This is a genomic window from Bacillus cereus, assembly GCF_015071065.1.
Taxonomy (GTDB): Bacteria; Bacillota; Bacilli; order Bacillales; family Bacillaceae_G; genus Bacillus_A; species Bacillus_A cereus_BA.
The window spans coordinates 198,880-224,439 of the sequence record NZ_VOVA01000003.1 but is presented as its reverse complement, the minus strand read 5'-3'; the positions used below and the strand labels follow the sequence as shown (position 1 = coordinate 224,439).

The window sequence follows — 25,560 nt, the reverse complement described above, 5'->3', positions numbered from 1 at the left end:
TTCAAGAGGCTTTTCTAGTAATAAACAGAAAAACCTCTTGTTTTTCTATATAAAGATATAGGGGGAATGGATATGATTACAAAAGTAATAACAAAAAGAAATTGGGAAATCGCAAAAACAATTGGAGAGATTAATGAAGCCTCACTTAAAGAAGAGGGATTTATTCATTGTTCATTATTAGACCAAGCTTTAAAAGTTGCTCAAAAACATTTCATTCACGAAGAAGAGGTTTTATTACTCTCAATTAATCCATCCCTGATAAAAGCAGAAATAAAATATGAACTTGCTTCTAACGGTCAAGAATACCCGCATGTATATGGAGTAATTAATATTGAGGCGATTGTAGATATTGTTCCATTTTCTAAAGAAAAGGGAGAATTTATATTACCAGAGGTGCATAGTTAAAAGTATTATTGGTATTTAAGTTTATTAGTGAGCTGCAAAAAAATAAGAAAAGCACAAATTATATAGTTTGTGCTTTTCTTATTTTCTGATTTTTATAAAAACCGGTTGTTTTTGTCACAACTATACTGTACGATACATAGTATAAAACATATACTGTATGACATATAGTAATAAAAATGAGGTGGGTGAATGGATAGTTTATTAAATTCATTAATTACAGAGTTAAGAAGAGGGACGTTGACATTAGCCGTTTTAAGCCAACTAAGAACGCCGCAGTATGGATATTCGCTTGTCCAATTATTGGAGCAATCAGGAATTATAATCGATCAAAGTACGTTATATCCACTACTTCGCCGATTAGAAAAGCAGGAACTAGTGACGAGTAGTTGGGATAAAACGGAGAGTAGACCTCGTAAGTATTATGTTTTAAGTGAATATGGACTAGAGATATTTTTACAATTGAAAAAGGAGTGGATAAAGGATTCGAAAGAACTTTATAACCTATTAAAGGAGGAGGACGAGAATGAGTTTGATTGATATGTACGTCCATGAAGTTGCGAAGAGATTACCTGAAAAAAATCGTGAAGATATTACACTTGAACTACGGTCAACAATAGAGGATATGTTACCTGACGATTATAATGAGGAAGATGTGAAGAGTGTACTCGAAAAATTGGGGAGTCCGGTTTCATTGTCTAATGGGTATTTGGATAGACCGATGCATTTAATTGGACCACGTTATTTTGATGTATATACGACGTTATTAAAAATGATTATACCAATTGCAGCTGTTATCGCACTCATTGCAATGGTTGCAGAAAATTTTATAGGCTATACTGGTGATCAAGCAGTATTAAATGTTATTTTAAAATTGATAGGTAAAGGTATTGGGGAAATTGTCGAGGTAGGCCTCCATGTATTTTTCTGGTTGACACTTGTATTTGTTATTTTAGAAAGAACGGATAAAGACAAAGGTACTCAACCGTTGACGACAAGTTTAAAAAAATGGACTCCTGATGATTTAAAAAACATTTCGTATGTTCCAAAGAAAAAGTCGATCTCAAAGTTTGAAGTTTTTGGAGGTTTGATGTGGACAGCAGTTTGGGCTACACTTTACTTTTATGCGAATCATCTTGTTGGCGTATATAATGGCACAGCAAATGAACTGAAGTTTGTCGCGCCAACTTTTAATCAAGATGTTTTACTCCAGTACTGGCCAATCGTTGTAATTATGATCGTTTTCGAAATAGGTATATCACTTTATAAGTTAGTGCAAGGACAATGGACACAAAGATTGGCAATTGGGAATACTATTCTTCAAGTAGCTGGAACAATAGTATTCATTGTAATTGTAGTAAATCCGCATTTATTTAACGAAGGATTTATTACGTATGTGGTAAATGTGTTTACTATTTCCCCAGAGGAATTTAAAACGTGGTTAATCGGCGGTGGAATTTTTATTTACACGCTGTCTGCTGTAATAAATATATTTGATGGTTTCCGAAAAGCTAATATTCGTGTGCGGAAATGAATCAGAAATTTCGGTAAAATAAAGCTGTCAAACAGATAGTGAAAGAAGATAAACATTATGAAAGGAAGAAAACAATGATAAGGGAAGCAACTAAAAGAGATTTAGCATATATTTTAGATATTTATAATGATGCGATACTTTATACAACAGCTGTATATGCATATAAACCTGTAACCCTTGAAAATAGAATAGATTGGTATGAACAAAAAAAGACTGATGGTTATCCGATTTTAGTATACGAACTAGATAATAAAGTAGTGGGATTTGCAACATTCGGTCCATTTAGGGCATGGCCTGCTTATAAATATTCAGTTGAACATTCGATATATGTTGATAAGGAATATAGAAAAAATGGAATTGGGACGTCTTTAATGAAAGAACTAATAGCAATTGTACAGGACAGCGAATATATGACGTTAATTGCTGGAATTGATATGGAAAATGAAAAGAGTATTGCCTTGCATCAAAATTATGGATTTGTTCATGCAGGAACAATAAAAAAAGCTGGCTATAAGTTTAATAGATGGCTAGATTTAGCTTTTTATCAATTGGAGCTTAACGGGCCTGAAAATCCTATAGAAGAATAGAAGTTTTCCGTGGAAATTTATGTTTTTAGGTAGCAGGGAGTAATTCATGCTACCTTTTTTTTATTGTCATAACAAATATAATCTGCCGAAAAAGGTTTTATATATTCTATATTGAATTATTAGAAGGGGATATAACGATGTGAAAAGAGGAATGGAAATGGAAACTGTTATTCAAAAAATGAAAGAGATACAATTTGGTCATGTAGGAGTAGCTATTTATTCTACAAAAAACGAACGTATAGTTGCTTCATATAATGGTGAATTATATATTCCTTTAGCATCAGCAGCTAAAGTGGCAATTGGATTTGTAGTAGCAAATATGGTAAAGGATAAAAATATTAGTTGGAATGACACACTTCATCACATTAAGTATAATCCAAATGAAGATAGTGCGCAGTTATATCCTCATTTACAAGGAAGAGCTACATTAACACTTAGTAAAGCGGTAGAAGTGATGATAGCTTGTCACGACAGTTATATTGCTCACTCGGTTGTTATGCATTGCGGAGGATGGGATACTGTCAGAGAGTATGTTTCAACATACTTTTCGAAGATTCATATACAGGAAAATCCTAGAGATGAGAAAAATGTCGGAGAATTAAATCAAGTTCTTTCGCTTTTAGTACATATTTTTCAAGGTTATAAATCAGAACCAGAATTATGGGAACCCATTATTAATGGAATGGTAAGACAACAAGGAGAGTATGAAGGAATACCGTGTTATCATTTAGCACATATGACAGGTGGATTACCCACCGCTACAATAAATATTGGTATAATAGGAATGTTTCATGAATTTCCGTTTCTTTATGTTATTGGGGGAAGAGATTTACCTAATCGATTTGATAATAAAGAGGTTGATGAAACCATTACTTCAGCTTTGAAGTACATATACAAAGAATATAGTAAAAGTACATACTATGGGGTGAGCGATTGAAAAGAAATTTAAAAACTTCAACGATCATCATTTTAATTGTAACAATTATTGCTCTTGAAGTTGGAATCGCACTATATGATCGTACTTTGTCATTAGATACAATTTATTTTGCAGCGATTCTTATTTGTATTGTATTGCTTTTTGGCACACGTGTTTCTGAAGAGAAAGAAAGTACATCGAAACAGAGACGAAGAAAAACAGCTCTTATATTTTGGCCATCTATTTTATTGTCAATCGCTAGTTTTGCAGTTATAAGTTATGTAAGTGTAGGCTATGTATCTGTACCAGGGATAATTGGTTTTTCATGCTTTGTTACATATGGCGGATTTGTATTTATTAGTATTTTAAAGAGAAGAAATAAAAATTAAATGTAGCTTACTAATTTGAAAGGAAGAAATATATGAAACACATAGAGAATGGTACTCGTACTGAAGGAGAATACATTAAAAATAAAGTAATTCAATATAACATGTCTATCTTAACAGATGAAGTAAAGCAACCGATGGAACAAATAAGTTTCGTAGTGAAAGATGAGGAAGGAAAAATCTTTGGCGGGGTAACAGGAACGATGTATTTTTATCATCTTCATATCGATTTTTTATGGGTTGATGAATCAGTTCGTCATGATGGTTATGGTAGTCAATTGTTACATACAATAGAAGAAATTGCGAAGGAAAAAGGATGTAGACTAATATTACTTGATTCATTTAGTTTCCAAGCACCAGAATTTTATAAAAAGCATGGCTACCGAGAGTATGGTGTCGTTGAAGATCACCCGAAAGGGCATAGTCAGCACTTTTTAGAAAAGAGATTATAATAATATTATGTAAACTAATTGGCAGGAGAAAGAAAATGTACACGTATAAATTACAACATGAACAACCAATCTGTGCAGGGAAAATAAAGCAGCTTTACGATTCTGTCGGCTGGTGGCCAGAAAGAAAAGAAATCGATATTGAAAAAATGTTAAAGAATAGTATAGCAATTGGAGTATGGGAAGAAAATGAATTAATTGGATTTGCTAGAGTTGTTTCTGATAGTGTTTTTCGAGCATACATAGAAGATGTTGTCGTACATGAGAGTGTAAGAAATAAAGGCATTGGAGAGAAGATGCTTACAATGTTACTTGAAGAGATATCTCATATTGATATTGTTAGTCTATTTTGCGGAGAGAAACTAATAAAGTTTTATGGTGAACAGCAATTTCAAGCGACGAAGCAAATCGTGATGCACCGCAATCAAATTGTGGAAGAATAAGAGGTGTCAGTAAGAATGAATGCAACGAGAGCATATTGTTTATCAAAAAGAAAAGCGACAGAAGATTCTCCAGATGGCTGGAGTGCAACATGTATGAGACTTAATAATAAAATATTTGCGATAGTGAACCATGAAGAAGGTGAAAAAGCTGCAATTACATTAAAATGTGATCCAGAACTCGCATTAAGAATAAGAGAAGATTACCCAGAAACAATAATTCCTGGATATCATATGAACAAAAAGCATTGGAATACAGTGTACATACATAAAGATGTAGGACAAGAACAAATTAATAAGATGATAGATTGGTCGTATGATTTAGTACTACAATCATTTTCAAAGAAAAAGCAGCAAGAGTTATTGGATTAATATGTATTAGGAGTGGATGTAATGAAAGACTCAATCAAAGATACGTATGATAAATTAGCGAGTACATATAAAGAAAATCTAGATTTGGCAAATCCATATAATAGTTATTATGAAAGACCAGCGATGATGGAGATTCTTCCAAAGAAACTAGAAGGGAAGAGAATACTAGATGCTGGATGTGCAGCTGGATGGTATACTTCTCAATTCGTAGGAAGAGGAGCAAACGTTACAGCAATTGACGTAAGTTCTGAAATGGTAAAAGCCGCAAAGGAAAGTACAGGTGATAAAGCAACGTTTCTTTGTCATGACCTTCAAGAAACATTACCATTTGAAGATAATGCTTTTGATATGATTGTAAGTTCGCTTACTCTTCATTATTTGCAAAATTGGAGTAATGTATTTCAAGAGTTTCATCGCGTCCTTAAACCAGGTGGTTTATTTGTGTATTCCGTTCATCACCCATTTATGGATTTTACAAAGTTTCCGTGTGAAGATTATTTTAAAACGCAATTGTTAGTAGATACTTGGCGGAAACCCAATATTACAATTGAAGTAAGTTTCTTTAGAAGGTCACTTCAAGATATTATAAATGAAACAACGAGTAATTTTGTATTAGAAGAGTTAGTCGAGCCGAAACCGATTGAAAAGATGAAGGAAGTAGATGAAAAGTCATATTATTATTTAAACACTAACCCGCATTTCCTTATTATAAAAGCGAAGAATACAAAGTGAAACCGTATATAAATAGCTAGTAAAATGATTATATTTTACTAGCTATTTGCAGTTTTACATTATATATTAGGAGATTTTGAAATGAATACGAAACGAAATAGATTACTATATGCAGTGTTTACTATCATTGTTATTATTTTAGGTCTTAGTTCAAGAAAGTTTGCTTTTGCGTTGCCTAATTTATTAAATGATTACTTAGGCGATACGTTATGGGCGTTAATGGTTTTCACTGGATTCGGATTTTTGTTTCCTAAAATAAAAACAAAGAAATTAGCTTTTATTAGTTTGATGTTTTGCTACGGGATAGAAATTAGCCAATTGTACCACGAGTCTTGGATAGATAGCATTCGTGCAACGACTTTAGGTGGACTCGGATTAGGTTACGGATTTTTATGGAGTGATTTAGTGGCTTACACAATTGGTGTTGGAGTAGGAGTGCTTTGTGAGTTTATGTTACGGAAGAAATAAGAATTTAAAAAAGGAGTATTTGTATATGGAGCATGCACTGGAAATTGCAAAGTTTTGGTTTCAAAATGAACATGTAACGGCCATAGTAATTCAACCGAAAGTAACGAAAATTCATTGTAATAATAAAGCGTATATTTTAAAAGAAAAAGGAGCCATCAAGCAGATTCTAAATGAATTAAATGTATTGGAGCAGCTGTAGGAAAAAGGAATTAAGGTACAAAGAGTAGTAGAAACGGAAAATGACGAAAAGTATGTATTATATAAAGAAAAATATTATTGCTTATATGAGTATGTTGCCGGAAGTGTTTTAGAAATAAAAGATACGAACAAACTGATAGGGTTAGCCAGCATAATTGGAGAAGAAATAGCTAATCTACATCAAGCGCTTAATTCGGTGAATAGTGCCAAGGAGTTAATAAAAAGAGATTTATATAAGGTGGTATACAAATGGGCTTTACCGATTTTAGAAAAGCATGAGCATGTTCATCAGGATGTAATTCAAAAAATGCATCAAATACATACGATTTTCAAGGAAACTGTTCATTCATTACCGAAACAAATTATTCATCGTGATATACACTTATCGAATGTAATCTTTAAAGATAATAGATTTCAAGGGTTTATAGATTTTGAAATTTTAGAAGAAAACGTAAGAATATTCGATTTATGCTATTGTTGTACAAGTATTTTAAGTGAGTTATATATTGATGAAACTTTAAGAGGGCGATGGTTACAAATTGTTAGCAAAGTCTTTGAAGGATATTATAAGCAAAATAATTTAACGAGGGAAGAAATACAGGCCATTTGGTATGTTATGCTTTCGATTCAAGTTATCTTTATTACTTATTTTGTCCAGTTACCAGATTTATTAAAGTTGAATGAAGAGATGTTCTTCTGGATTTGTGCTAATAAGGAAGCTATTGAAGGTATCGTAAAGGTATGAAAAGAATAATATTAATTGGTTCTGGTGGTTCAGGAAAATCTACATTAGCTAAGCAGTTAGGAAATAAACTAAATATTAAGGTGCATCATCTTGATGCACTATTTTGGAAACCGAATTGGCAAGGTGTTCCGAGAGACGAACAAATAACAGTTCAAAACAACTTAATTAAAGATGAGAAGTGGATTATTGATGGGAACTATGGCGGGACAATGGATATAAGAATTAACGCAGCTGATACAATCATCTTTCTTGATATTCATAGAACGGTTTGTGTTTATCGTGCTTTTAAAAGAATTGTACAATATCGAAATAAAACAAGACCGGACATGGGTGCTGGATGTGAAGAAAGGTTTGACTTACAATTCTTCAAATGGATATGGGAGTATCCTAAGACGAAAAGACCTTCAATTTTCAAAAGACTAAATCAATTAAGTCAGGATAAAGAAATTATTATTTTAAAATCTCCAAATGAAGTTCAGCGATTTTTAAAAGAAGTGCAGCAAGTATAAATTTATGCACTAAAAGAGTAAATTTTGTTCCATTTTAAAATGGAGGGGATAACATTGAATGAAATCATTCGCTCGATTGATTCTTATATGGTAAAAATTCCAGCAGGAGAGGTAGTATTAAGAGATGATCGAATAAAAAAAGAATGGCAAGTTCAAATTAAACCATTTCTTCTTGCAAAGTATGTTGTAACGATGGAAACATATTATGCTATTACGAATGGTACAGTAAATGATTATAAAGATAATAATAAACCAGTTGTAAATATTTCATGGAATGATGCAATTGCTTTTTGTAATTTACTTTCTAAAAAAGCGGGATTAACAGAGTATTATTCTATTAGTGATGGCGGTCAAAAGGTTAGTTGTAATTTAGAGTCCAACGGCTACCGATTACCTTCTGAAGCAGAGTGGCAACATGCGTGTAAGGCAGGAACTACTGGATACATATATGGAGAGCTTAAAGAGATTGCTTGGTATAATGAAAATTCAGATGGACACATTCATGAGGTCGGTAAAAAAGAACCGAATGCATGGGGATTATATGATATGTTAGGGAACGTTTGGGAATGGTGTTATGATTTGTATGATGAAAAGGTATATGGATCGTACCGAATTTTCCGAGGCGGTAGCTGGGCTGAAGAAGCGAGAGGTTGCGGTGCTACTTGTCGCCGCCGTAGCCATCCTACATTTCATATAGATGATCTTGGGTTTAGGCTTGCTAGGTCAATTTAGCAGGAAAATGATATAAATAACAAAGAAAAGGGTATGGAGAGTATCTATACCCTGAACAACATAGAAATTATTTAACTTAAGGAGTGTATGTAATGGCTAGAGTTTTATTCATTAACGCCGGATCAGAAGGACATATAAATCCAACATTGAAAGTTGTAGAGGAACTGATTTCTCGCGGTGAAGAGGTAGTTTACTTTTCAATAGAAGCTTTCAGGGAGCGTATTGAGAAGACAGGTGCTACTGTACGAACGATTGATGATCAAAAATTTTTACAAGCTTTTCTTTCCGGTGGCAGAAATTATTTACAGGAAAGAATAAACGGCCTTTTACATACAGCGGATGTTATTATACCGAGTGTTCTTGAACAAATTGAAGGTGAACATTTTGATTACATTATTCATGATTCTATGTTTGGCTCTGGCCGTTTAATTGCTCAAATTCTAAAGCTTCCAGCAATTAATTCATGTACATCTTTTGCGCAGGATGAAAAATCATTTAAACAAATGTTAGACCATCTTTCTAAAAATATCCCAGTGGAAGTTCAGGATAGAATACATAATGATTTTCAAAACTTAACTAAGGGAATTGCAGAAAAATATGGTGTTGAAATAAAATCACCGTATGAAGTTTTTTGTAATCCAGCACCACTTACTATTGTGTATACAATTAAGGAGTTCCAACCTTTTGGTAATACGTTTAATGAAACATTTAAATTTGTAGGACCATCTATCTCTACACAAGTGAAAAATGAAGATTTTGATTTCACTTCAATTGAAGTGAAAAGCCCGATTTATATTTCACTAGGTACTGTTTTTAATGAAGCGCTTGATTTCTATAAACTTTGTATTAAGGCGTTTGAGAATAGTAAGCATACAATTGTTATGTCTATTGGCAACAAAACGAAAATAAGTGATTTAGGTGATATTCCTAAAAACTTCATTGTGAAAAATTATGTACCTCAAACTGAACTGCTTACATATACGAAACTATTTATTACACACGGCGGGATGAATAGTACGCATGAAGGACTATATAACGGGGTGCCATTCGTTGTAATTCCGCAAAATGCAGATCAGCCAGTAATTGCAAAGCAAGTGGAGAATCTCGGAGCAGGAGTTCAGTTACATATGAAAGAATTAACCGAGGATCAACTACGTAAAAGTGTAGAGCTAGTATTAAATAACTCTTCATTTAAAGAAGCTGTATTGAATATGAAGGAGTCTTTCCGAAAAACATGTGGGTATAAACAAGCGGTTGATGAAATTTTTAAATTTACAGGTCGGTATTAAAGCTATACATGTGAAAAGTGTCTATATTAAATGATATAGACGCTTTTATGTTATATGAAGCGAGGAATTGATTAAATGGAAAGAGTGAAAATACTAAATGTAAATTTTGCGGATATGACAGCTACACCATTTTTTCAAGTGGAGGCGAAAAATAGAATTAGATTCGATACAGGATAATTTGAGAAAATTAAGAGGGATTTTGATCGTTAGTATTGTATCATATCGCGAAATAAAGAAGGCGGGAGGCATAAGCTGGATAGAAGTTTTATTTTACTCATTTGGTTTATTATTAGGTATACTACCCCTATAAAGTAAAATGGAAGGTGAAAAACATTGGAATCATTTCAAAGGTTAGCCCACTTGTATGCATTAGGGCTAGGCTGTGGACTTTGGAACAGGGAGGATGTAATTTCGTGGTGTGATAGATTGATTGAAGCAAATAATCACCCGCCTTATGAAATCATGGAGATATCCTTAATGTCTACAGCGAAAATAGTGGATATAGAATCGGCGTTACTGTCATTTAGTCGCACAGTTGATGAGAAAACCTCGGTAAACATCCTTCTTTCTGTCATTAATGAAAAACTAATAGAAAAGAAATGGAAGTTTAAACGGGCTATTACATGTTCCACTAGATTACTAATAAACAGAGGCGTGTATTGGGAAGAGGAATATTTTGATTTATACAGCCTTGATGATAGCTATGATTTAGCCAAGGATGGTATCCATTTTGATGAAGAAGATGTGATTTCTGCTTATTTCGATACATTACGTGCTTTTCGTGTCCATTTTAAAGAGTTTGAGGATCTCTATTTAAAAGTCATGAAACAGGAGTGGGAAGGGTAGAAGGCAGGCAAACAGACTTAATGAATCGTAAGAGGTACTTCCCGTATTCATCTAAAAAAGTGATGCAACCTAATTGCATCACTTTTTTCATAATATAGCTTTGACATCTTCAAGCACCACATTCACGTATACTAGAATTGAATAGAATTTACCTGTTTACTATAAGGGGATTTTTCTAAGAGCAAAATTAGAGTAACTTAGAATGAAAAAGAATAGTCTCGTAGTAATTACATCGCTCTACACGTGAGAATTTCTATGATTCGATGCTCCGACATATTCGAGAAACCTAGATCTTTTTTATGGTAGTTCATAATAAATTATAATTTGTACTGATAATATGTCCGCTTATTTTTCCAGTATCGAAATTATATTCTAACGTTTTCGTTTCGTATTCAAATTTCATTACGATGGAAACGGTCGTATGATCTTTCCATGAAATTTCATAAAGGTCTGGCGTATTCGCCTTATTAAAATTTAATACCCTTACTTTTGTTTGTTCTACGAGTTTTTCTTTTTCTTTAAAGGTAATGTTTATGTATTTATCATCCGAGATATGCCTATATGCGATCCCTGTAATCTCTATTTGATTCACTTGGTTTGGTGACGTATCTTTTAAAAGGGGTCCTTCGTTCTCTTGGAAAAAAGTCCGATAAATAAGTAGTATTTCAGATGAATTATATGTTTTTCTAGAGATTAAATAATCCACTGTCCATATAGTGATACACAAAATTGAGCCAATAATGCTAAATATCAATACCATTTTTTAAAGCTTTATTAACTCCTTTTCCGTATGATTGTGCGGAAATATGCTACATGATTTTCATGTTTAACCTCCTCTAAAAATAGCTATAAATGCCTGCGAACGCCCCTTATCGTAAGAATATTCATTCGATTTAAATATAGCATTTACTAATGAAAAACTAAACATGACCACCTGCATTCAGTAAAAAGAAATTGCATAGCAAGGTAATAGATAAATAAATTCAATTTTTATTTTATTATGTTAAGACGTAGTTTTACATGTTAGTAATGATTTCACTGTTTCTGCACAACTCCTGCACATATTCATGTGATTTCTATGTCATTATATATCCATAAAGTGAAATATTTCACAAAAGGGTGAAATATTTATTCACTACAGTGTATGCGTAATATACGCATACACGAAACAAAATTGCCTCTTGTTATTCTTTTACATCAAAGCCCACATTACACTACAAAGTATAACAAGAAGGGGACATGAACATGAATAATCGAATTTTAAAACATCTACAGAACATGAAAATGAACAAAAAAAGTCTAGGAGCTGTTGCATTAACAGCTGGAATTATCGGTACGACACTAATTCCTCAAAATGCATACGCGCACGGTTTTGTTGAAAAGCCTGGCAGCCGTTCCGCTTTATGTAGTCCAACTTATGGTGCACTAAATGTAAACTGCGGCAGTGTTATGTATGAACCACAAAGTTTAGAAGCTCCAAAAGGATTCCCGCAAGGTGGCCCAGTTGATGGACAAATAGCTTCTGCAGGCGGTAAATTTGGTGGTACTTTGGATCAACAAACAGCAGACCGTTGGTTTAAAAATACAATCACTGGCGGAGAAAATACATTTACTTGGAAGTTTACAGCGCCACACTTAACAAGCAAATGGCACTACTACATTACTAAAATAGGCTGGAATCCAAATAAAGCGCTAACAAGAGCAGACTTTGAGCCAATTGGTACTGTACAACATGATGGTTCTGCAGCTTCAAATAATTTAACCCACAAAATCAATGTACCTACTGATCGTAGTGGATATCATGTGATTTTAGCAGTATGGGATGTAGCTGATACAGCAAATGCATTCTATAATGTAATTGATGTTAACCTCATCAACGATGTGAAACCAGACACAGAAGCTCCAAGTATTCCAAATGGACTTCAGGCGCAAAAAGTAACAGCGAATAGTATAGAACTAACATGGAGCACTTCTACGGATAATGTAGGGGTAAAAGGGTATCAAATCTTTCGAAACGGAGAGATGATTGACACAGTACCAGGCACTCATTTTATTAATAAACAATTACAACCAAGTACGGAATACACTTATACTGTAAAAGCAATTGACGCAGCTGGCAATGTATCGAAAGAAAGTACAGCGCTTACAGTAAAAACAACAGTTGAGGCTCCTGATACAGAAGCACCAACACAACCAAAAGGATTACATACCATGGGAACAACAGCGTCAAGTGTGGATCTAATGTGGAGTCCATCTGATGATAACGTTGGTGTAGACCATTACGATATTTATAGAGAAATAGAAGGAACAATGAAAAAAATTGCAACATCCAATACTACTTCTTATATGGACAAAAATTTATTCGCTAATACTACATATAAGTATACAGTGAAAGCAGTTGATGCAGCTGGAAATGAATCCGTACAGAGTGATATATTCACAATTACTACAAAAACTGAAAGCGATTCATATAAAGAGTGGGATGCAAAGAAAACATATAAAAAGGGAGATAGAGTTTTACACGAGGGAAAAGTGTATGAAGCAGTCCAGAATTATCAAGGACACGGGGATTCAAACTGGATTTATGCTTTATCCTTATGGAAAACAGTATAAGCTTCACCTAGGTATCAACTAAGAAATGATGGGCTTTGATGCAAAAGGGAATCTTGAGAATTCATTTTTCTATTAAAAAATAAAGACGACGTATTCAGCGTCGTCTTTATTTTTAAATCTAGAATATTCATCAAAGAGACTTTCAAACGAATAAGAAAAAGAAAGGATACTATATAAATATATATAGTAAATTCATATAATACCCTTTTTCTTACTTCAATACTTTTGTCATAAGAATATGAGGAATACCATCTTCCATAAATATATCCGAAGAAGTATGATAGCCTAATTTTTCATAAAACCCTTCAGCTTGTGTTTGACCGTGTAGTTTCACTTTGTTTGCTTCTTTGTTACGAGCAATCTCTTCTAACTTTTGAATGATTACTTTTCCTAATCCGTATTTGCGATAGTCTTTTAAAATACAAATTCGTTCTAGTTTACCCATTCCGTCAACGAATCGTATACGGCCAGTTCCTACTGGGAGCGCATTATAATAAACTAATACATGTTTGCATGCCTCGCCAATTTGGTCATATGTATCGAATTCATCTTCAAGAGGGACACCTTGTTCTTTTATAAATACTTCTTTTCGAATGTGAAAGGCAGTTTCTAAATCTGTAAGTTCTGTTATGAGTTTGGATTGCAAATTATTCAGCCCTTTCTAGTGTGATATGAATGTGTTTTCATAGTATATCATACAGTATCGTTATAAAAGGAAAAAGAAAAACTGACTTTCAAAAGTCAGCCTTTAAAATTCTTTTATGCCGTTTTCTGTTCCGATTATCGCTTTGCTCGTCATATTGATAAATAATCCTGTTTCAACTACACCGGTAATCATCTTTAACTCTTTATTTGTATCATTTGGATTCAGTATTTTGTTTGGAAAAATACAATCAATAATTAAATTGCCGTTATCAGTTATAAATGGTCCGTCATTTTTCACTCGTAAACGTGTTTCGTATCCTAAAGATTGAATTCTCTTTTCAGTTTGCTTCCAAGAGAAGGTGATGATTTCAATAGGAAGTGGAAAGGCACCTAAGTGTGAAACGAGTTTGGATTCATCTGCAATAATTATTAGTTCTTCAGAGGAGGAGGCCACAATTTTTTCGCGAAGTAATGCACCACCGCCTCCTTTTATAAGCTGTAAATCAGAATCAATCTCATCAGCTCCATCGATTGTAAGATCAAGAGTTTGTACGTCGTTTAACGAAATTAACGGGATGGATAGTTGCTGTGCTAATACTTCAGTTTCCTTTGATGTCGGTACAGCTTGAATGGATAAACCTTCTTGCACACGTTTCCCTAATTTTTGTATTGTCCAATATACAGTTGAACCTGTACCAAGCCCAACCTTCATTCCATCTTTTACAAAGCCAGCAGCATATTCGCCAGCGAACTGTTTTAAATTCATCAGTTTACTCCGCCGGACGTGGTCCAGCATCAAGACCTGAATTTTCGACTGTAAGTACGGGACGAACGACTATATCTTTATGTACACGCATTTGACACGATAAGCGTAAATGATCTTCAATTCCTTTTTCCGTAATCGCGTTTTTTTCATTAGTGTTTGCTTCACAAAAATCACCGGCTATAATTTCTACTCTACAAGTTGTGCAACGAGCTTTCCCGCCGCAACGATGAAGAATGTGTACACCGTTATCTTCAAGAGCTAATACTAATTTTGTCCCTTCCTCAACATCAAAAGTTCCGGTACCTTCAACTGTTAATTTTGGCAAATTGATTCCTCCTCATGTAAAATGCTATATAACATATTTATGACCTGTATTCATGAACATAAACATAAAATTTATTATAAGCCCCGTAACTTTTTTATTTGTTCAATCGTTTAATAACTAAGCGCTGAAAAGGAGTGGTTATTTTGTGCACAAAAGTAACTCAGATTTTAAAGAACCATATCGATATGAATGATTCAAATATAAATTTTTTAATTGAGCAATATGGAGAGTTAAAAAGGTACTGTACATTTTTAACGAAAAACAAATGGGACGGCGAAGATCTCGCCCAAGAAACAGTTTGTAAAGTTCTTCAAAAATACAGTAATAAAGATATTTGTATGACGCTCGTATATAAAATAGCTAGAAATCGTTGGTTAGATCAGATGAAGTTAAAATCAGTTCATGAAAAAATAAGGGAACAAATTACTTTTGAAGAACCACATGAGAAAATTGCAGATTTGCATGAAGTGGTAGGGAAAGTATTATCGGCGTTAAATGTACAACAATCCACAATTTTATTATTAAAGGATGTTTTTCAATATAGTATCGCTGATATTGCTAAAGTATGTTCGGTATCGGAAGGTGCAGTGAAAGCATCGTTATTTAGGAGTAGAAATAGGCTGAAAACTGTAAGTGAAGAAGGGCTTGAAATAGTTGAATTCACAGAAGATATTGAAGTTGTAGTAACGTCTATTCGAGAGGAAAGACCGGAATTGTTAACAAAGCTTCTTCCAACAATAGATTTTACTAAGTTACCATCAATACAACCGGTGTTATTATTCAGTATGAAAAAACCTTCTTCTTACAGTTGTATGCTTAGTGCGGCATAAAATAGATGGAGGGATTTAATATGAATGCAATTCCTTATGTAGTAGAACAAACAAAATTAGGAGAACGCTCCTATGATATATATTCAAGGTTATTAAAAGACCGAATTATTATGATTGGTTCAGAAATTAACGATCAAGTAGCGAGTAGTGTTGTAGCTCAATTATTATTTTTAGAAGCGGAAGATGCAGAGAAAGACATATATTTATACATCAATAGCCCAGGTGGATCAACGACAGCAGGTTTTGCAATATTAGATACGATGAATCTTATTAAGCCAGATGTACAAACACTTTGTATGGGATTTGCAGCATCATTTGGTGCATTGTTACTCTTATCAGGTGCAAAAGGAAAACGATTTGCGTTGCCAAACAGTGAAATTATGATTCATCAGCCGCTTGGTGGTGCGCAAGGGCAGGCAACTGAAATCGAAATAACAGCAAAAAGAATATTAAAGTTAAAGCATGATATTAATAAAATGATTGCAGAAAAAACAGGGCAACCGATTGAAAGAGTAGCACATGATACAGAAAGAGATTATTTTATGACGGCAGAAGAAGCGAAGGAATATGGAATTGTAGATGATGTCGTTACGAAAAAATAACATAAAGTAGGCTAGAGATTATATTTTATTCTCTAGCCTGCTTTTTTAATCTTTTACCCATTCATCGACTAACGATTGATTCTTTTTTATCCATTTTCGAGCAGCTTCTTCTGGATCTTTCGTTTTATTTAACATGACCATTAACGTACCAAGCTGTTCATCGCTCATTTTCCAATTATCAAAGTATTTCACAATATCCGGATGATCTTTTTCGAAACCTTTACGAACGGAGTAATAAATGTCATCTTTTTCACCATATACTTTCTTAGGGTCTTTTAAATATTTTAAGTCAAATTCTGAAAAGCCCCAATGCGGATTCCAAAGCGTCACAGCGATTGGTTTCTTTTTCGTATATGCCTTTTTTAATTCACTCATCATCGCAGCTTCTGAAGATTGGACAAGTTTGAGCTTTATATCATATTCTTTCATTACTTTATTCGTTAAATTCATAAGACTGCTACCGGGTTCAATCCCGACAATTTTATTATCTAGCTCATCTTTATGAGCGTTTAAATCTTCGATACTGTTTATGTTTTTCACATAAGAAGGAACGACTAAGCCAAGTCCAGTTCCTTCATACCATTTTGATTTTAAGACAATATCATCTTTATAACGAGCATTTAGCGGTTTATCCGTAACAGGCAGCCATACTTCTAAATTTGCATCGACATCACCACGAGCGACTCCAGTCCAAATCGCAGCTTTTTCTAAATACATGAGCTCAACCTTGTAGCCTTTTTCTTCTAATAAAACTTTCCACATGTTTGCAGTCGCAATATTTTCTTTCCAACTTGTTACACCTATTTTAATTTTCCCTTTCGAATTTGCATTTGTTGCATTACATGAAGTGAAAATCATAGTAATAAATAATGCAAGGCATATAAGCCATATTTTCTTTTTCATCGAAACCCTCCTAAGAAACGTTTGCCTTTTTAAATAAATGTATAAGTAAGCATTCTTATTATGAACGGAAACGAGAATTTTAAAGAAAGCTTATGAATGTCATTTTTATGTAATATTTCTTTGCAAAATCGCAACACTATGTAAATAGACGGGTAGAAAAGGAGTAGTGACATGGATAATACAAAGGTACGTGTTGAAAATGTAACAAAAGTATTTGGGAAACATCCGCAACGAGCGCTTACCTTATTAAAAGAAGGAAAAAGCAAATCCGAAATTTTAAAGGAGACAGGAATGAACGTTGGTGTGAAAAAGGCAACGTTTGAAGTATACACTGGAGAAATTTTCGTTATTATGGGTTTGTCTGGTAGTGGGAAATCTACATTGGTTCGAATGCTAAATCAATTAATCAAACCGACAGCGGGGCATATATACATAGATGGTGAAGATATCGCAACGATGGGAAAAGAAGAGTTACGAAGAGTAAGAAGAACGAAGATGAGCATGGTGTTTCAAAAGTTCGCTTTATTTCCGCACCGTACAGTGATACAAAACGTTGCGTACGGGTTAGAAATTCAAGGAGTTCCAGTAGAGGAAAGAGAAAATAAGGCGTTAGAATCGCTACAGTTAGTAGGACTTGATCATCATAAAGATAATTACCCAAGTCAACTTAGTGGTGGTATGCAGCAGCGTGTTGGAATCGCAAGGGCACTAACGAATAATCCAGATGTATTACTAATGGACGAGTCATTTAGTGCATTAGATCCACTAATTCGAAAAGAAATGCAAGATGAATTGTTAGAGTTACAAGATAAAATGGAAAAAACAATTATATTTATTACACATGATTTAGATGAAGCGCTTCGCATTGGAGATCGTATCGCATTAATGAAAGATGGAGAAATCGTTCAAATTGGAACGCCGGAAGAAATTATGATGAGTCCTGCCAATGAATTTGTAGAGAAATTCGTGGCGGACGTGAATTTAGGAAAAGTAATTACGGCGGAATCTATATTAAAACGACCGGAGACTTTATTAATTGATCGTGGACCACGTGTAGCACTTCAAATTATGAGGAATGCAGGTGTTTCTACCGTATATGTTGTAAACAAAAAGTATGAGTTTTTAGGTATATTAACTGCGGATGATGCAAGTAAAGCAGTACAAAAACAGTGGCCGATTGCTGATTTATTACTTAACGATATTCCGCATGTGTATTTAGATACTTTACTTGAGGAAACGTATGCAAAAATGGCGGAGATGAAATATCCGTTACCCGTAATTGATGAGAAGAAAAGGCTAAGAGGAATTATTAAACGTGAAAGTGTCATTCAAGCTCTTGCTGGAAACATTGAGGAAGAGGTGAAAGACGATGAATAGTATACCGCGTATTCCATTAGGGGAATGGGTCGATTCATTTGTTGCAAGTTTATATGAGCACTTTGAAGGACTGTTCCGAGGATTCTCCTATATTATCGGTGGATTCGTTGATTTACTCACTAATTTTTTAACAATAATACCAGCCATGTTGATGATTATTATCCTATGTTTCCTCATTTGGTACACAACGAGAAAATTATCTTTAGTCATTTTTACACTCATTGGATTATTATTTATTTTAAATATTAACTACTGGGCACAAACGATGCAAACATTAGCACTCGTACTTACATCTGTTATTATTTCAATCATTATAGGAATCCCAATTGGAATTTTAGCTTCGCAAAATGAACGTTTCTCAAAATTTCTAAAACCGACATTAGATTTTATGCAAACAATGCCCGCATTCGTATATCTCATTCCCGCAATTACATTTTTCGGAGTAGGTGTAGTACCTGGGATTATTGCATCAGTAATTTTCGCAATGCCACCGACAATCAGATTTACAGACTTAGGAATCAGACAAGTTCCAGAGGATTTAATTGAAGCAGCGAATGCGTTTGGATCCACAGCATCACAAAAACTATTTAAAGTACAATTACCGCTCGCAACCGGAACGATCATGGCTGGAGTGAACCAAAGTATTATGCTTTCGTTATCCATGGTTGTAACAGCGTCACTTGTGGGAGCACCAGGGCTTGGAGTTGATGTATACCGCTCTGTAACACAAGTTAATATCGGAATGGGATTTGAAGCGGGACTAGCCATTGTTGTCATAGCGATTATATTAGACCGCATTACACAAGGATTTTATACAAAAAGAAAATAATGAATAAAAAACACACTTTATACTACAAAGTGTGTTTTTTATTGCATCCAACTTACATACGAACAATTACAGAACCTCCAGCTGGTGCACAAACTTGGTTTTGCTGTTGTTCCATTGATTTTATTAAATGATTATTTTCTTCGATTAAAGAGATCAATTTAGCTAATTGGCTTTCAAGGCTTGCGATGCGCTGCATCATGTATTGCGAATCATAATGCAGTGTATTCCTTGCGGTATGGGGGAGTAAGCATATTGTTGATTTATATTTGGATTCCAATGAGGATACATTTGAATCGTTCCTCCTTCAATGAATAACTGATCTTTCTTATAGTAAATGCCTATGTATATGTAATGGTGACTTAAAAATTTCTTCATAAGAAGAGGAGTTTTTAAGGGGAATGAAAAAGTAATATGTTTACAGCTAAAGTACATTTTTTTGGAAATACACAAGCGAAACAGCGAGTATATTAGGTTATAACAACGTTTTATATGGGGAGAACTGATGGGAGGAGAGATGCTATTTTGGCTAAAAATAAAAAAGGAAACGATGCAATGGCAATGGGTGTCGGTATAGGTATTGTAATCGGCGTAGTTCCTGGTTTATTTACGGATAATTTAGCAATCGGAATTGCGATTGGAATTGTAATTGGTATCGGGATTACAGTTTTGAAGAAATAATGAGTTGTAAATTTTAAATATGAAATTTGATTGAATCGTATATATGATTTTAATGGGAGAATTGCAAAGTTAAGTGAGTGAATTTTCGGAATATAAAACCTGTTTTTCCTTTTTTTATGATACTATATATGAAAAGGGTGGTGATAAATATGTCCATAAACAATCAAGCAGAAAAAAACTGCTTCATTTGCGAAAAACATAAGGGAAACATTATAGTTCCAGGCGGCGCTATTTATGAAGATGATTTCATATACGTTGGACATGTCCATTGGGAGAAGGAAGAAACTTACCTTGGCTACATAATGATTGATATAAAGAGACATGTACCTGGTCTTGCTGAATTAACTGAAGATGAGGCAAAAGCATTCGGACTTATAACTAGTAGAGTAAGTAAAGCACTAAAAGAAAGCGAAGGTGCAGAACATATTTATACTTTCGTGTCAGGAAACGGTGTACCACATATGCATATGCACATTATTCCGCGTTATCCGAATACACCGAAAGAGTTTTGGTCACCAACTGAAGTAGCAAATTGGACTGGCGCACCATATGGTGACGCAGAGAAAATTAAAAAAATATGCGAAAGAATACGAAAGTATATGGTAAATAAGTATGCATACAACAAATAATACACAATATTCATGGGTTGGAAATAAGGAAATGTGTTTAGGAGAAAGTTCAGTAAAGCAATATGGTAATATTATACTTGGTAAATACGGCGGGAATATAAGTGCTGGGGCGAAAAAGAATGAAGATGGTGCATTAGTTTGGTCGAATAGTGATTGGGAATTCGCTGTTATATTAGACGGACATAATAGTGCAGAAAGTGTTGATTTAGTAGTACATACAATTGAAAAAGAATATGAAAATATAAAAGCGATAATGAAAGAACCAATTGAAACCGTATTTCGATCTGTTGAAAATCATATACTTACGATTTTTCAATCACAGTCATTTAAAGAAGAATGTGAAAAAATTAAAGGTGAGACAGCTTGTTTAATCTGTGTAAGAAAAGATAACTACATATGGTGGCTATCTATTGGAGACTGTCTAGTGTATGTATTTCATGATGAATTACATAAATTAGGGCAATACGCACTAAATCAACGTCATTTTTACGAATGGATTGGTAATGTAAATACTTTTGATTTATCTGTCCCTTGCTATTCATCAGGAATTCGTGAATTACGTACTGGAAACAATCGAATTGTAATGGTGACAGATGGAGTATTAGAATGCGGGGAACGTCGTTATGAAACGCCATTAAATCTGTATAACGATATGAATGAAAATGATATAGAGCTTAAAGAAAATGTTCACAATGTTTTAGAACATGTGCATCATCAATTGGGGCGAGATAGTGCGACAATTATTAGTTGGGATGCTGAAAATAAAAGGAATGCTACGTATCCGAGTAATCAGCCGGAGAAAATCCAAACGATTAAGTAAAGGAGGATACCTCTCTGTTTCATGTGAAAGTCATTGTATTAGTTTTATGGATCTTATTCTTAGTTGTTTTAGAAAATATAGTGAGAAAAAAGCTGAATATACCGAAACAAAAAGGATGGAATAATAAATATGTGAACAAGTCTCATAAATGGGGAAACAGAATTATTATTTTTTCTTATATAGTGGTTATTATTATATGTTCTTCTCTTTCAAACCCCCTATACATGGGTTTTCTACCTTTTCTGTTTTTAATTACGTTATATAGTTTTGATGCATATATGGAATGGAAATATGACAGGGAATCGAGGGAGTTTTTGATGTCCTTAGGTGGGGCTGTATCGTTAATGATAACAGGGCTGATTCTATATTTTCTTATTTAATACCTATTGATTACAGCCCTATGGCAATGTCATATAATGAGCAATTAAAGGGAGAGAAGAAATGAAAAACCCTCGATTACGTGCGGAAGCAATGATTTTAAATGAAGATCATTCTAAAGTATTAGTACAATGTGACGAGAACGAATCATTTTATCGTTTTCCAGGTGGCTCTATTGAATTTGGTGAAACGTCAAAAGAAGCAATAATTCGAGAATTAATGGAAGAATATGATTTGAAAGTTGATGTTCAAGAGTTAGCAATTGTAAATGAGCACATTTTTGAGTGGAACAACGAAAAAGGTCATCATTGTACATTGATACATTGGGGAACTGTTGAAGAGATAATTACAAATGAAATAAGACATAAAGAACATGCGAATATTATATTAATATGGAAAGGTATAGAAGAATTAAAGACGAAGCCAACATACCCTGAAGGGATTGTAAGTTATTTAGAAAAGGATAACCGTAATATAGTCCACTTTATTTTTAATAATAAATAAAGTAATAGGAGGGATAGTAATGCGAACTTCTACTTTTTGGATTATAAGTATTGTTTTTTGTATAGCTGTCTATTTTTTTGATAAGTTTTTAAGAAAAAAATTGAATATGCCGAATATAGGTTTTTGGGGATATAAGAAACATGTAAATAGTTTACATAAAAAATTGGAAATAGGACTACTTTTTATTTATTTAATAACTAGTTTTATTTTTATCTTTAAATTCGAAAGTGTTAATATTGCTTATGTCATTTTCACTTATTTAGGGGGCACGTTAATCTTAAGAGCATTGATGGAATGGAAGTATGATAGAGAATCGAAAGAATATATATTTTCAATAATCGGGGTATTCACGTTTATTTTTATGACTTCAATATTATTTTACGTCGTTCCACCTGCTGCATAATAAAATGATTATTGATTGTACAAATAATGAGATAATGAAGTGAAAAGTAACCATTTATCTGTTAGATGATAAATGGCTACTTTTTCGTTTTAAAAATGGATATGATTTTAATCATTTACTTTATCTAATATGCATGTAATAAAACTTGTTTTATCCTCTGCGTACTTATGTTTATCATTAGGATTAGTTTGTGAAAGTTGAATCTTTAACTGTTCATACTGCATACGAAAAGTTTTATTGTTTATTAAGTAATCTCTGAATTTTAATTGTTCCATTAAATATGTATTCCCTTGTTCATACATATGAATTTGATGAGTTCTTGGCTCACCTTTATTGAAATAATACCTTTCGGGTAATACATCGTTTCTATATTTATAATTTAATTGTTCTAGCTTTGTAATACATTTTATACCATCTATATAATCTTTTAATTCAATCGCAATATCAATAATAGGTTTCGCGCTTAAATGTGAAATAGAAGTACTTCCTATATGATGTACTGCTAAAATGTGTTCACCGATGTGTTCTTCAATTAATTGTTTTTCTTTTGAAAACTCAAATTCCCACTCTTCGGACCACGGAACTAAAAACACTTTACCATAAGGTAAACCTAGCATTTAATTAGCACCCCTTACATATTTTTTCAATAAAGTTACTTACATTTTCTTGAAGCTCCTCAATACAAGAAACTCCCACACTCTCCACGGAAGAATCTTTTTCGCGAAGATCATAAATTTAATACCTTTTCCAATTGGATATCGTAATGTAGTACGTTTCGCTTCGGCAATCTCAACAATTTTATTAGCAACATCTATTGGATTACCAAATGTATCACTGCCGCTATTAATATGTTTTTGTATTTTATCCATATATTCTTTGTACGGAGAGGAAGTATCAGATTGGTTTTCAGCTAATTGTTTGCCAACCTCCCATATGTTCGTGTTATAAGAACCTGGTTCAACTAAAGAAACATCTATTCTGAAAGGTTTTACTTCTAAACGAAGTGATTCACTCCAGCCTTCTAATGCATATTTCGAAGAAACATAAGGAGATAGACCAGGAAATCCAACTTGGCCGCTAATGCTGCTTATATTAATGATTTTTCCACTTTTCTGTTTCCTCATATATGGTAAGACAAGTTGAGTGATTGATATAGCTCCAAAAAGATTTGTTTCAAATTGTTTCCGGTATTCCTCTATTGGGATTTCTTCGACAAAGCCCCCATTTGCATATCCTGCATTATTAATGAGAATGTCTACTCTGTTTATTTCGTTTAAAAATAATTGGAAGCTTTGTATAGAACTTTGATCTGTTACATCTAATTGTTGAACTTTTATATTTTGCTGTAAGTTGAGTTTAGTAGCTTGAGATAGTAAGTCTACTTGTTTTTCAAGATTTCGCATTGTAGCAATGACTAAATAGTCTTTTTTCGCAAGTTCAAGTGTCGTTAATAGTCCGAATCCACTTGATGCCCCTGTAATAACCGCGATTTTTTTATTCATTGTCCGCTCGCTTTCTTTTTCTTTTATCATAACGAGTTATGGGGATAAAATCTATTTATTGTATAAAGATATTTGTTATAATTGAAAGTGATTATCAATTAAATTTTAGTTTTTACATAAAAGGAGTGTGAATTTCATGGAGACTAACGGTTTTCATGATATTTTTCATAAATACTTTCATGGTTTACAAGTTGTAGAGGAAAGACATATGAATATGCCTAAAACAATAGGTAAGGGTGAAATACGAAGATGGACTTCGTTTTCAGGAATGGAAATTGTGTTATCAAATTATCAATTTCATAAAAATCATCGCATCCAGTTTGCATCTGATGCAGCAATGGTGGAGCTTAATTTTTGTTTACAAGGGTTCGGAGAAGTACAAGTTGGTCATTCCTCGTATGAATTAATGACTGGAAATAGCTATTTATATTTTATGAATAATTTTGATGTATTATTTGAATATGAAAAAGAAACGCCTCTATATTCATTAGCGATTGGGATACCTGTACAATTGTTTAATCATTTCATGATGAATAATGCTATTGAAAAAAGTCTTGATTTTCATTCTATATTAGGAAATCAATCTTTTAAAAAGTTTCAAAATCCAATTGATTCTATAACATCTAATCTTATTAAGAGAATGATAGAACATCCCCAAAAGGATCGTATTAATCAACTAGAAGTTGAAAGTAAAGCGCTTGAATTGCTTTCCATATATTTCGGAAAATTCTTGTTAAATGATCGTGATGAAAAAAGAAGTAGAGTATTATCAAAAAGTGATGCGAATAAAATAAAACGAGCTGAAGAGATATTATTGCAGCAGATGGATTCGCCGCCATCTTTATTGGAATTAGCTAAAAAAGTAGATTTAAATGATTATAAATTAAAACTGGGATTTAAAGAGCTGTTTGGTACATCCGCATTTGCATATTTAAGAGAAAAACGGATGGAACAGGCGATGCTTTTATTACTATCGGGAACTAGTAATGTAACTGAAACGGCAGTAGCTGTTGGATACAATAATGTTAGTCATTTTTCAGAGTCATTTAAAAAGAAGTATGGAATTAATCCATCGGAAATTTTACGTATGTATTAAAAATCCGCTATACCGTAAATTCCTCCGTCATTTGGTAGTTGCTTTTTGTAATGGT

General features: G+C 33.4%; 34 protein-coding genes and 3 pseudogenes. 29 read left to right on the top strand and 8 right to left on the bottom strand.

The features are described 5' to 3' along the window. The first annotated feature begins 72 nt into the window (after positions 1 to 72). The 17 genes and pseudogenes from FT637_RS11810 (at position 73) to FT637_RS11735 (ending at position 10,605) form a co-directional block, all read left to right on the top strand. Positions 73 to 405: a DUF952 domain-containing protein gene (locus FT637_RS11810; protein WP_193646455.1), complete on the top strand. Its 333-nt coding sequence runs from the start codon at positions 73 to 75 to the stop codon at positions 403 to 405. A 189-nt stretch (positions 406 to 594) separates the two neighbouring features. Further along, positions 595 to 942 carry a PadR family transcriptional regulator gene (locus FT637_RS11805; RefSeq protein WP_193646454.1) on the top strand — a complete coding sequence of 116 codons (348 nt, stop codon included), beginning with the start codon at positions 595 to 597 and terminating at the stop codon, positions 940 to 942. Beyond that, positions 929 to 1,936, top strand: a complete 1,008-nt coding sequence (locus tag FT637_RS11800; protein WP_193646453.1) for an HAAS signaling domain-containing protein — start codon at positions 929 to 931, stop codon at positions 1,934 to 1,936. Before FT637_RS11805 ends, FT637_RS11800 begins: the two co-directional genes overlap by 14 nt. 74 nt (positions 1,937 to 2,010) lie before the next feature. Then, the gene (locus tag FT637_RS11795) at positions 2,011 to 2,523 is read left to right on the top strand and encodes a GNAT family N-acetyltransferase (protein WP_193646452.1); all 513 of its coding nucleotides are present in this window, start codon (positions 2,011 to 2,013) and stop codon (positions 2,521 to 2,523) included. A gap of 157 nt (positions 2,524 to 2,680) precedes the next feature. Next, positions 2,681 to 3,460 carry a serine hydrolase gene (locus FT637_RS11790; RefSeq protein ID WP_193646706.1) on the top strand — a complete coding sequence of 260 codons (780 nt, stop codon included), beginning with the start codon at positions 2,681 to 2,683 and terminating at the stop codon, positions 3,458 to 3,460. Continuing rightward, complete coding sequence (locus FT637_RS11785; RefSeq protein ID WP_193646451.1) at positions 3,457 to 3,828, top strand: hypothetical protein; 372 nt, start codon at positions 3,457 to 3,459, stop codon at positions 3,826 to 3,828. The genes FT637_RS11790 and FT637_RS11785 overlap by 4 nt, the downstream gene beginning before the upstream one ends. A 32-nt stretch (positions 3,829 to 3,860) precedes the next feature. Continuing rightward, entirely contained in the window at positions 3,861 to 4,277 is a 417-nt protein-coding gene (locus tag FT637_RS11780; protein WP_193646450.1) for a GNAT family N-acetyltransferase, read from the top strand. A gap of 35 nt (positions 4,278 to 4,312) precedes the next feature. Continuing rightward, a complete protein-coding gene (locus FT637_RS11775; protein ID WP_193646449.1) occupies positions 4,313 to 4,717 on the top strand; it encodes a GNAT family N-acetyltransferase in 405 nt (134 codons plus the stop codon). Between the two features lie 15 nt (positions 4,718 to 4,732). Continuing rightward, positions 4,733 to 5,086 carry an MmcQ/YjbR family DNA-binding protein gene (locus FT637_RS11770; RefSeq protein ID WP_016091529.1) on the top strand — a complete coding sequence of 118 codons (354 nt, stop codon included), beginning with the start codon at positions 4,733 to 4,735 and terminating at the stop codon, positions 5,084 to 5,086. Positions 5,087 to 5,107: 21 nt separating this feature from the next. After that, the gene (locus FT637_RS11765; protein ID WP_193646448.1) at positions 5,108 to 5,818 is read left to right on the top strand and encodes a class I SAM-dependent methyltransferase; all 711 of its coding nucleotides are present in this window, start codon (positions 5,108 to 5,110) and stop codon (positions 5,816 to 5,818) included. An 81-nt stretch (positions 5,819 to 5,899) separates the two neighbouring features. Further along, complete coding sequence (locus FT637_RS11760) at positions 5,900 to 6,286, top strand: DUF2809 domain-containing protein (RefSeq protein WP_193646447.1); 387 nt, start codon at positions 5,900 to 5,902, stop codon at positions 6,284 to 6,286. Between the two features lie 25 nt (positions 6,287 to 6,311). Then, positions 6,312 to 7,229: pseudogene (locus tag FT637_RS11755) on the top strand (phosphotransferase enzyme family protein). Further along, positions 7,226 to 7,738 (top strand): DNA topology modulation protein, encoded by a 513-nt coding sequence (locus FT637_RS11750; protein ID WP_193646446.1) that lies wholly within the window; start codon positions 7,226 to 7,228, stop codon positions 7,736 to 7,738. The pseudogene FT637_RS11755 and the gene FT637_RS11750 overlap by 4 nt, the downstream one beginning before the upstream one ends. 54 nt (positions 7,739 to 7,792) lie before the next feature. Next, positions 7,793 to 8,470 (top strand): formylglycine-generating enzyme family protein, encoded by a 678-nt coding sequence (locus tag FT637_RS11745; protein WP_193646445.1) that lies wholly within the window; start codon positions 7,793 to 7,795, stop codon positions 8,468 to 8,470. 92 nt (positions 8,471 to 8,562) lie between these two features. Continuing rightward, positions 8,563 to 9,759, top strand: coding sequence for a macrolide family glycosyltransferase (locus tag FT637_RS11740; RefSeq protein ID WP_193646444.1), 1,197 nt, complete (start codon positions 8,563 to 8,565; stop codon positions 9,757 to 9,759). A gap of 75 nt (positions 9,760 to 9,834) precedes the next feature. Then, a pseudogene (locus FT637_RS29875) lies at positions 9,835 to 9,961 on the top strand (phosphatase); the annotation flags it as partial. A gap of 131 nt (positions 9,962 to 10,092) precedes the next feature. Next, positions 10,093 to 10,605: a protein kinase gene (locus FT637_RS11735; protein ID WP_193646443.1), complete on the top strand. Its 513-nt coding sequence runs from the start codon at positions 10,093 to 10,095 to the stop codon at positions 10,603 to 10,605. 307 nt (positions 10,606 to 10,912) lie between these two features. Here the strand turns inward: FT637_RS11735 and FT637_RS11730 are convergent, their stop codons facing one another. Beyond that, positions 10,913 to 11,311 carry a hypothetical protein gene (locus FT637_RS11730; RefSeq protein ID WP_227493773.1) on the bottom strand — a complete coding sequence of 133 codons (399 nt, stop codon included), beginning with the start codon at positions 11,309 to 11,311 and terminating at the stop codon, positions 10,913 to 10,915. A gap of 539 nt (positions 11,312 to 11,850) precedes the next feature. Between FT637_RS11730 and FT637_RS11725 the strand changes: the two genes are divergently transcribed. Further along, positions 11,851 to 13,218, top strand: coding sequence for a lytic polysaccharide monooxygenase (locus FT637_RS11725; protein WP_193646442.1), 1,368 nt, complete (start codon positions 11,851 to 11,853; stop codon positions 13,216 to 13,218). Positions 13,219 to 13,429: 211 nt separating this feature from the next. Here the strand turns inward: FT637_RS11725 and FT637_RS11720 are convergent, their stop codons facing one another. From FT637_RS11720 to FT637_RS11710, 3 genes are all read right to left on the bottom strand, one after another. Further along, positions 13,430 to 13,864 (bottom strand): GNAT family N-acetyltransferase, encoded by a 435-nt coding sequence (locus FT637_RS11720; RefSeq protein ID WP_193646441.1) that lies wholly within the window; start codon positions 13,862 to 13,864, stop codon positions 13,430 to 13,432. 102 nt (positions 13,865 to 13,966) lie between these two features. Then, positions 13,967 to 14,629 carry a ribose 5-phosphate isomerase A gene (rpiA, locus tag FT637_RS11715; RefSeq protein WP_193646440.1) on the bottom strand — a complete coding sequence of 221 codons (663 nt, stop codon included), beginning with the start codon at positions 14,627 to 14,629 and terminating at the stop codon, positions 13,967 to 13,969. A 4-nt stretch (positions 14,630 to 14,633) separates the two neighbouring features. Continuing rightward, positions 14,634 to 14,954: a 2Fe-2S iron-sulfur cluster-binding protein gene (locus FT637_RS11710; RefSeq protein ID WP_193646439.1), complete on the bottom strand. Its 321-nt coding sequence runs from the start codon at positions 14,952 to 14,954 to the stop codon at positions 14,634 to 14,636. Positions 14,955 to 15,097: 143 nt separating this feature from the next. Between FT637_RS11710 and FT637_RS11705 the strand changes: the two genes are divergently transcribed. Then, positions 15,098 to 15,784: an RNA polymerase subunit sigma-70 gene (locus FT637_RS11705; RefSeq protein WP_193646438.1), complete on the top strand. Its 687-nt coding sequence runs from the start codon at positions 15,098 to 15,100 to the stop codon at positions 15,782 to 15,784. A 20-nt stretch (positions 15,785 to 15,804) separates the two neighbouring features. Then, on the top strand, positions 15,805 to 16,386 hold the full coding sequence (gene clpP / locus FT637_RS11700) for an ATP-dependent Clp endopeptidase proteolytic subunit ClpP (protein WP_193646437.1): 582 nt from the start codon (positions 15,805 to 15,807) through the stop codon (positions 16,384 to 16,386). A gap of 45 nt (positions 16,387 to 16,431) precedes the next feature. On the opposite strand, the gene FT637_RS11695 is transcribed toward clpP, so the two are convergent. Continuing rightward, a complete protein-coding gene (locus tag FT637_RS11695; protein ID WP_193646436.1) occupies positions 16,432 to 17,289 on the bottom strand; it encodes a glycine betaine ABC transporter substrate-binding protein in 858 nt (285 codons plus the stop codon). 171 nt (positions 17,290 to 17,460) lie between these two features. Between FT637_RS11695 and FT637_RS11690 the strand changes: the two genes are divergently transcribed. Together FT637_RS11690 and FT637_RS11685 are read left to right on the top strand one after the other, a co-directional pair. Next, on the top strand, positions 17,461 to 18,666 hold the full coding sequence (locus tag FT637_RS11690; protein WP_000370622.1) for a quaternary amine ABC transporter ATP-binding protein: 1,206 nt from the start codon (positions 17,461 to 17,463) through the stop codon (positions 18,664 to 18,666). Beyond that, entirely contained in the window at positions 18,659 to 19,495 is an 837-nt protein-coding gene (locus FT637_RS11685) for an ABC transporter permease (protein ID WP_193646435.1), read from the top strand. Before FT637_RS11690 ends, FT637_RS11685 begins: the two co-directional genes overlap by 8 nt. Positions 19,496 to 19,547: 52 nt before the next feature. Here the strand turns inward: FT637_RS11685 and FT637_RS11680 are convergent. Continuing rightward, positions 19,548 to 19,783, bottom strand: a pseudogene (locus FT637_RS11680) (hypothetical protein). Positions 19,784 to 19,984: 201 nt separating this feature from the next. On the opposite strand from FT637_RS11680, the gene FT637_RS11675 reads away from it, so the two are divergent. From FT637_RS11675 to FT637_RS11650, 6 genes are all read left to right on the top strand, one after another. Next, a complete protein-coding gene (locus tag FT637_RS11675; protein ID WP_193646434.1) occupies positions 19,985 to 20,173 on the top strand; it encodes a septum formation initiator in 189 nt (62 codons plus the stop codon). Between the two features lie 128 nt (positions 20,174 to 20,301). Then, entirely contained in the window at positions 20,302 to 20,802 is a 501-nt protein-coding gene (locus tag FT637_RS11670; RefSeq protein WP_193646433.1) for an HIT family protein, read from the top strand. After that, entirely contained in the window at positions 20,780 to 21,622 is an 843-nt protein-coding gene (locus FT637_RS11665) for a PP2C family serine/threonine-protein phosphatase (RefSeq protein WP_193646705.1), read from the top strand. Before FT637_RS11670 ends, FT637_RS11665 begins: the two co-directional genes overlap by 23 nt. A gap of 23 nt (positions 21,623 to 21,645) precedes the next feature. Continuing rightward, entirely contained in the window at positions 21,646 to 22,002 is a 357-nt protein-coding gene (locus FT637_RS11660) for a DUF4181 domain-containing protein (protein WP_172805419.1), read from the top strand. Positions 22,003 to 22,063: 61 nt separating this feature from the next. After that, entirely contained in the window at positions 22,064 to 22,504 is a 441-nt protein-coding gene (locus FT637_RS11655; protein WP_193646432.1) for an NUDIX domain-containing protein, read from the top strand. A gap of 19 nt (positions 22,505 to 22,523) precedes the next feature. Next, positions 22,524 to 22,907, top strand: a complete 384-nt coding sequence (locus FT637_RS11650; RefSeq protein ID WP_193646431.1) for a DUF4181 domain-containing protein — start codon at positions 22,524 to 22,526, stop codon at positions 22,905 to 22,907. Between the two features lie 107 nt (positions 22,908 to 23,014). On the opposite strand, the gene FT637_RS11645 is transcribed toward FT637_RS11650, so the two are convergent. Both FT637_RS11645 and FT637_RS11640 read right to left on the bottom strand, forming a co-directional pair. Further along, positions 23,015 to 23,524, bottom strand: a complete 510-nt coding sequence (locus FT637_RS11645; protein ID WP_193646430.1) for a GrpB family protein — start codon at positions 23,522 to 23,524, stop codon at positions 23,015 to 23,017. A gap of 39 nt (positions 23,525 to 23,563) precedes the next feature. Continuing rightward, positions 23,564 to 24,409: an oxidoreductase gene (locus tag FT637_RS11640; RefSeq protein WP_227493771.1), complete on the bottom strand. Its 846-nt coding sequence runs from the start codon at positions 24,407 to 24,409 to the stop codon at positions 23,564 to 23,566. A gap of 136 nt (positions 24,410 to 24,545) precedes the next feature. On the opposite strand from FT637_RS11640, the gene FT637_RS11635 reads away from it, so the two are divergent. Then, positions 24,546 to 25,505 (top strand): AraC family transcriptional regulator, encoded by a 960-nt coding sequence (locus FT637_RS11635; protein WP_193646428.1) that lies wholly within the window; start codon positions 24,546 to 24,548, stop codon positions 25,503 to 25,505. The last annotated feature ends 55 nt before the right edge of the window (positions 25,506 to 25,560 follow it).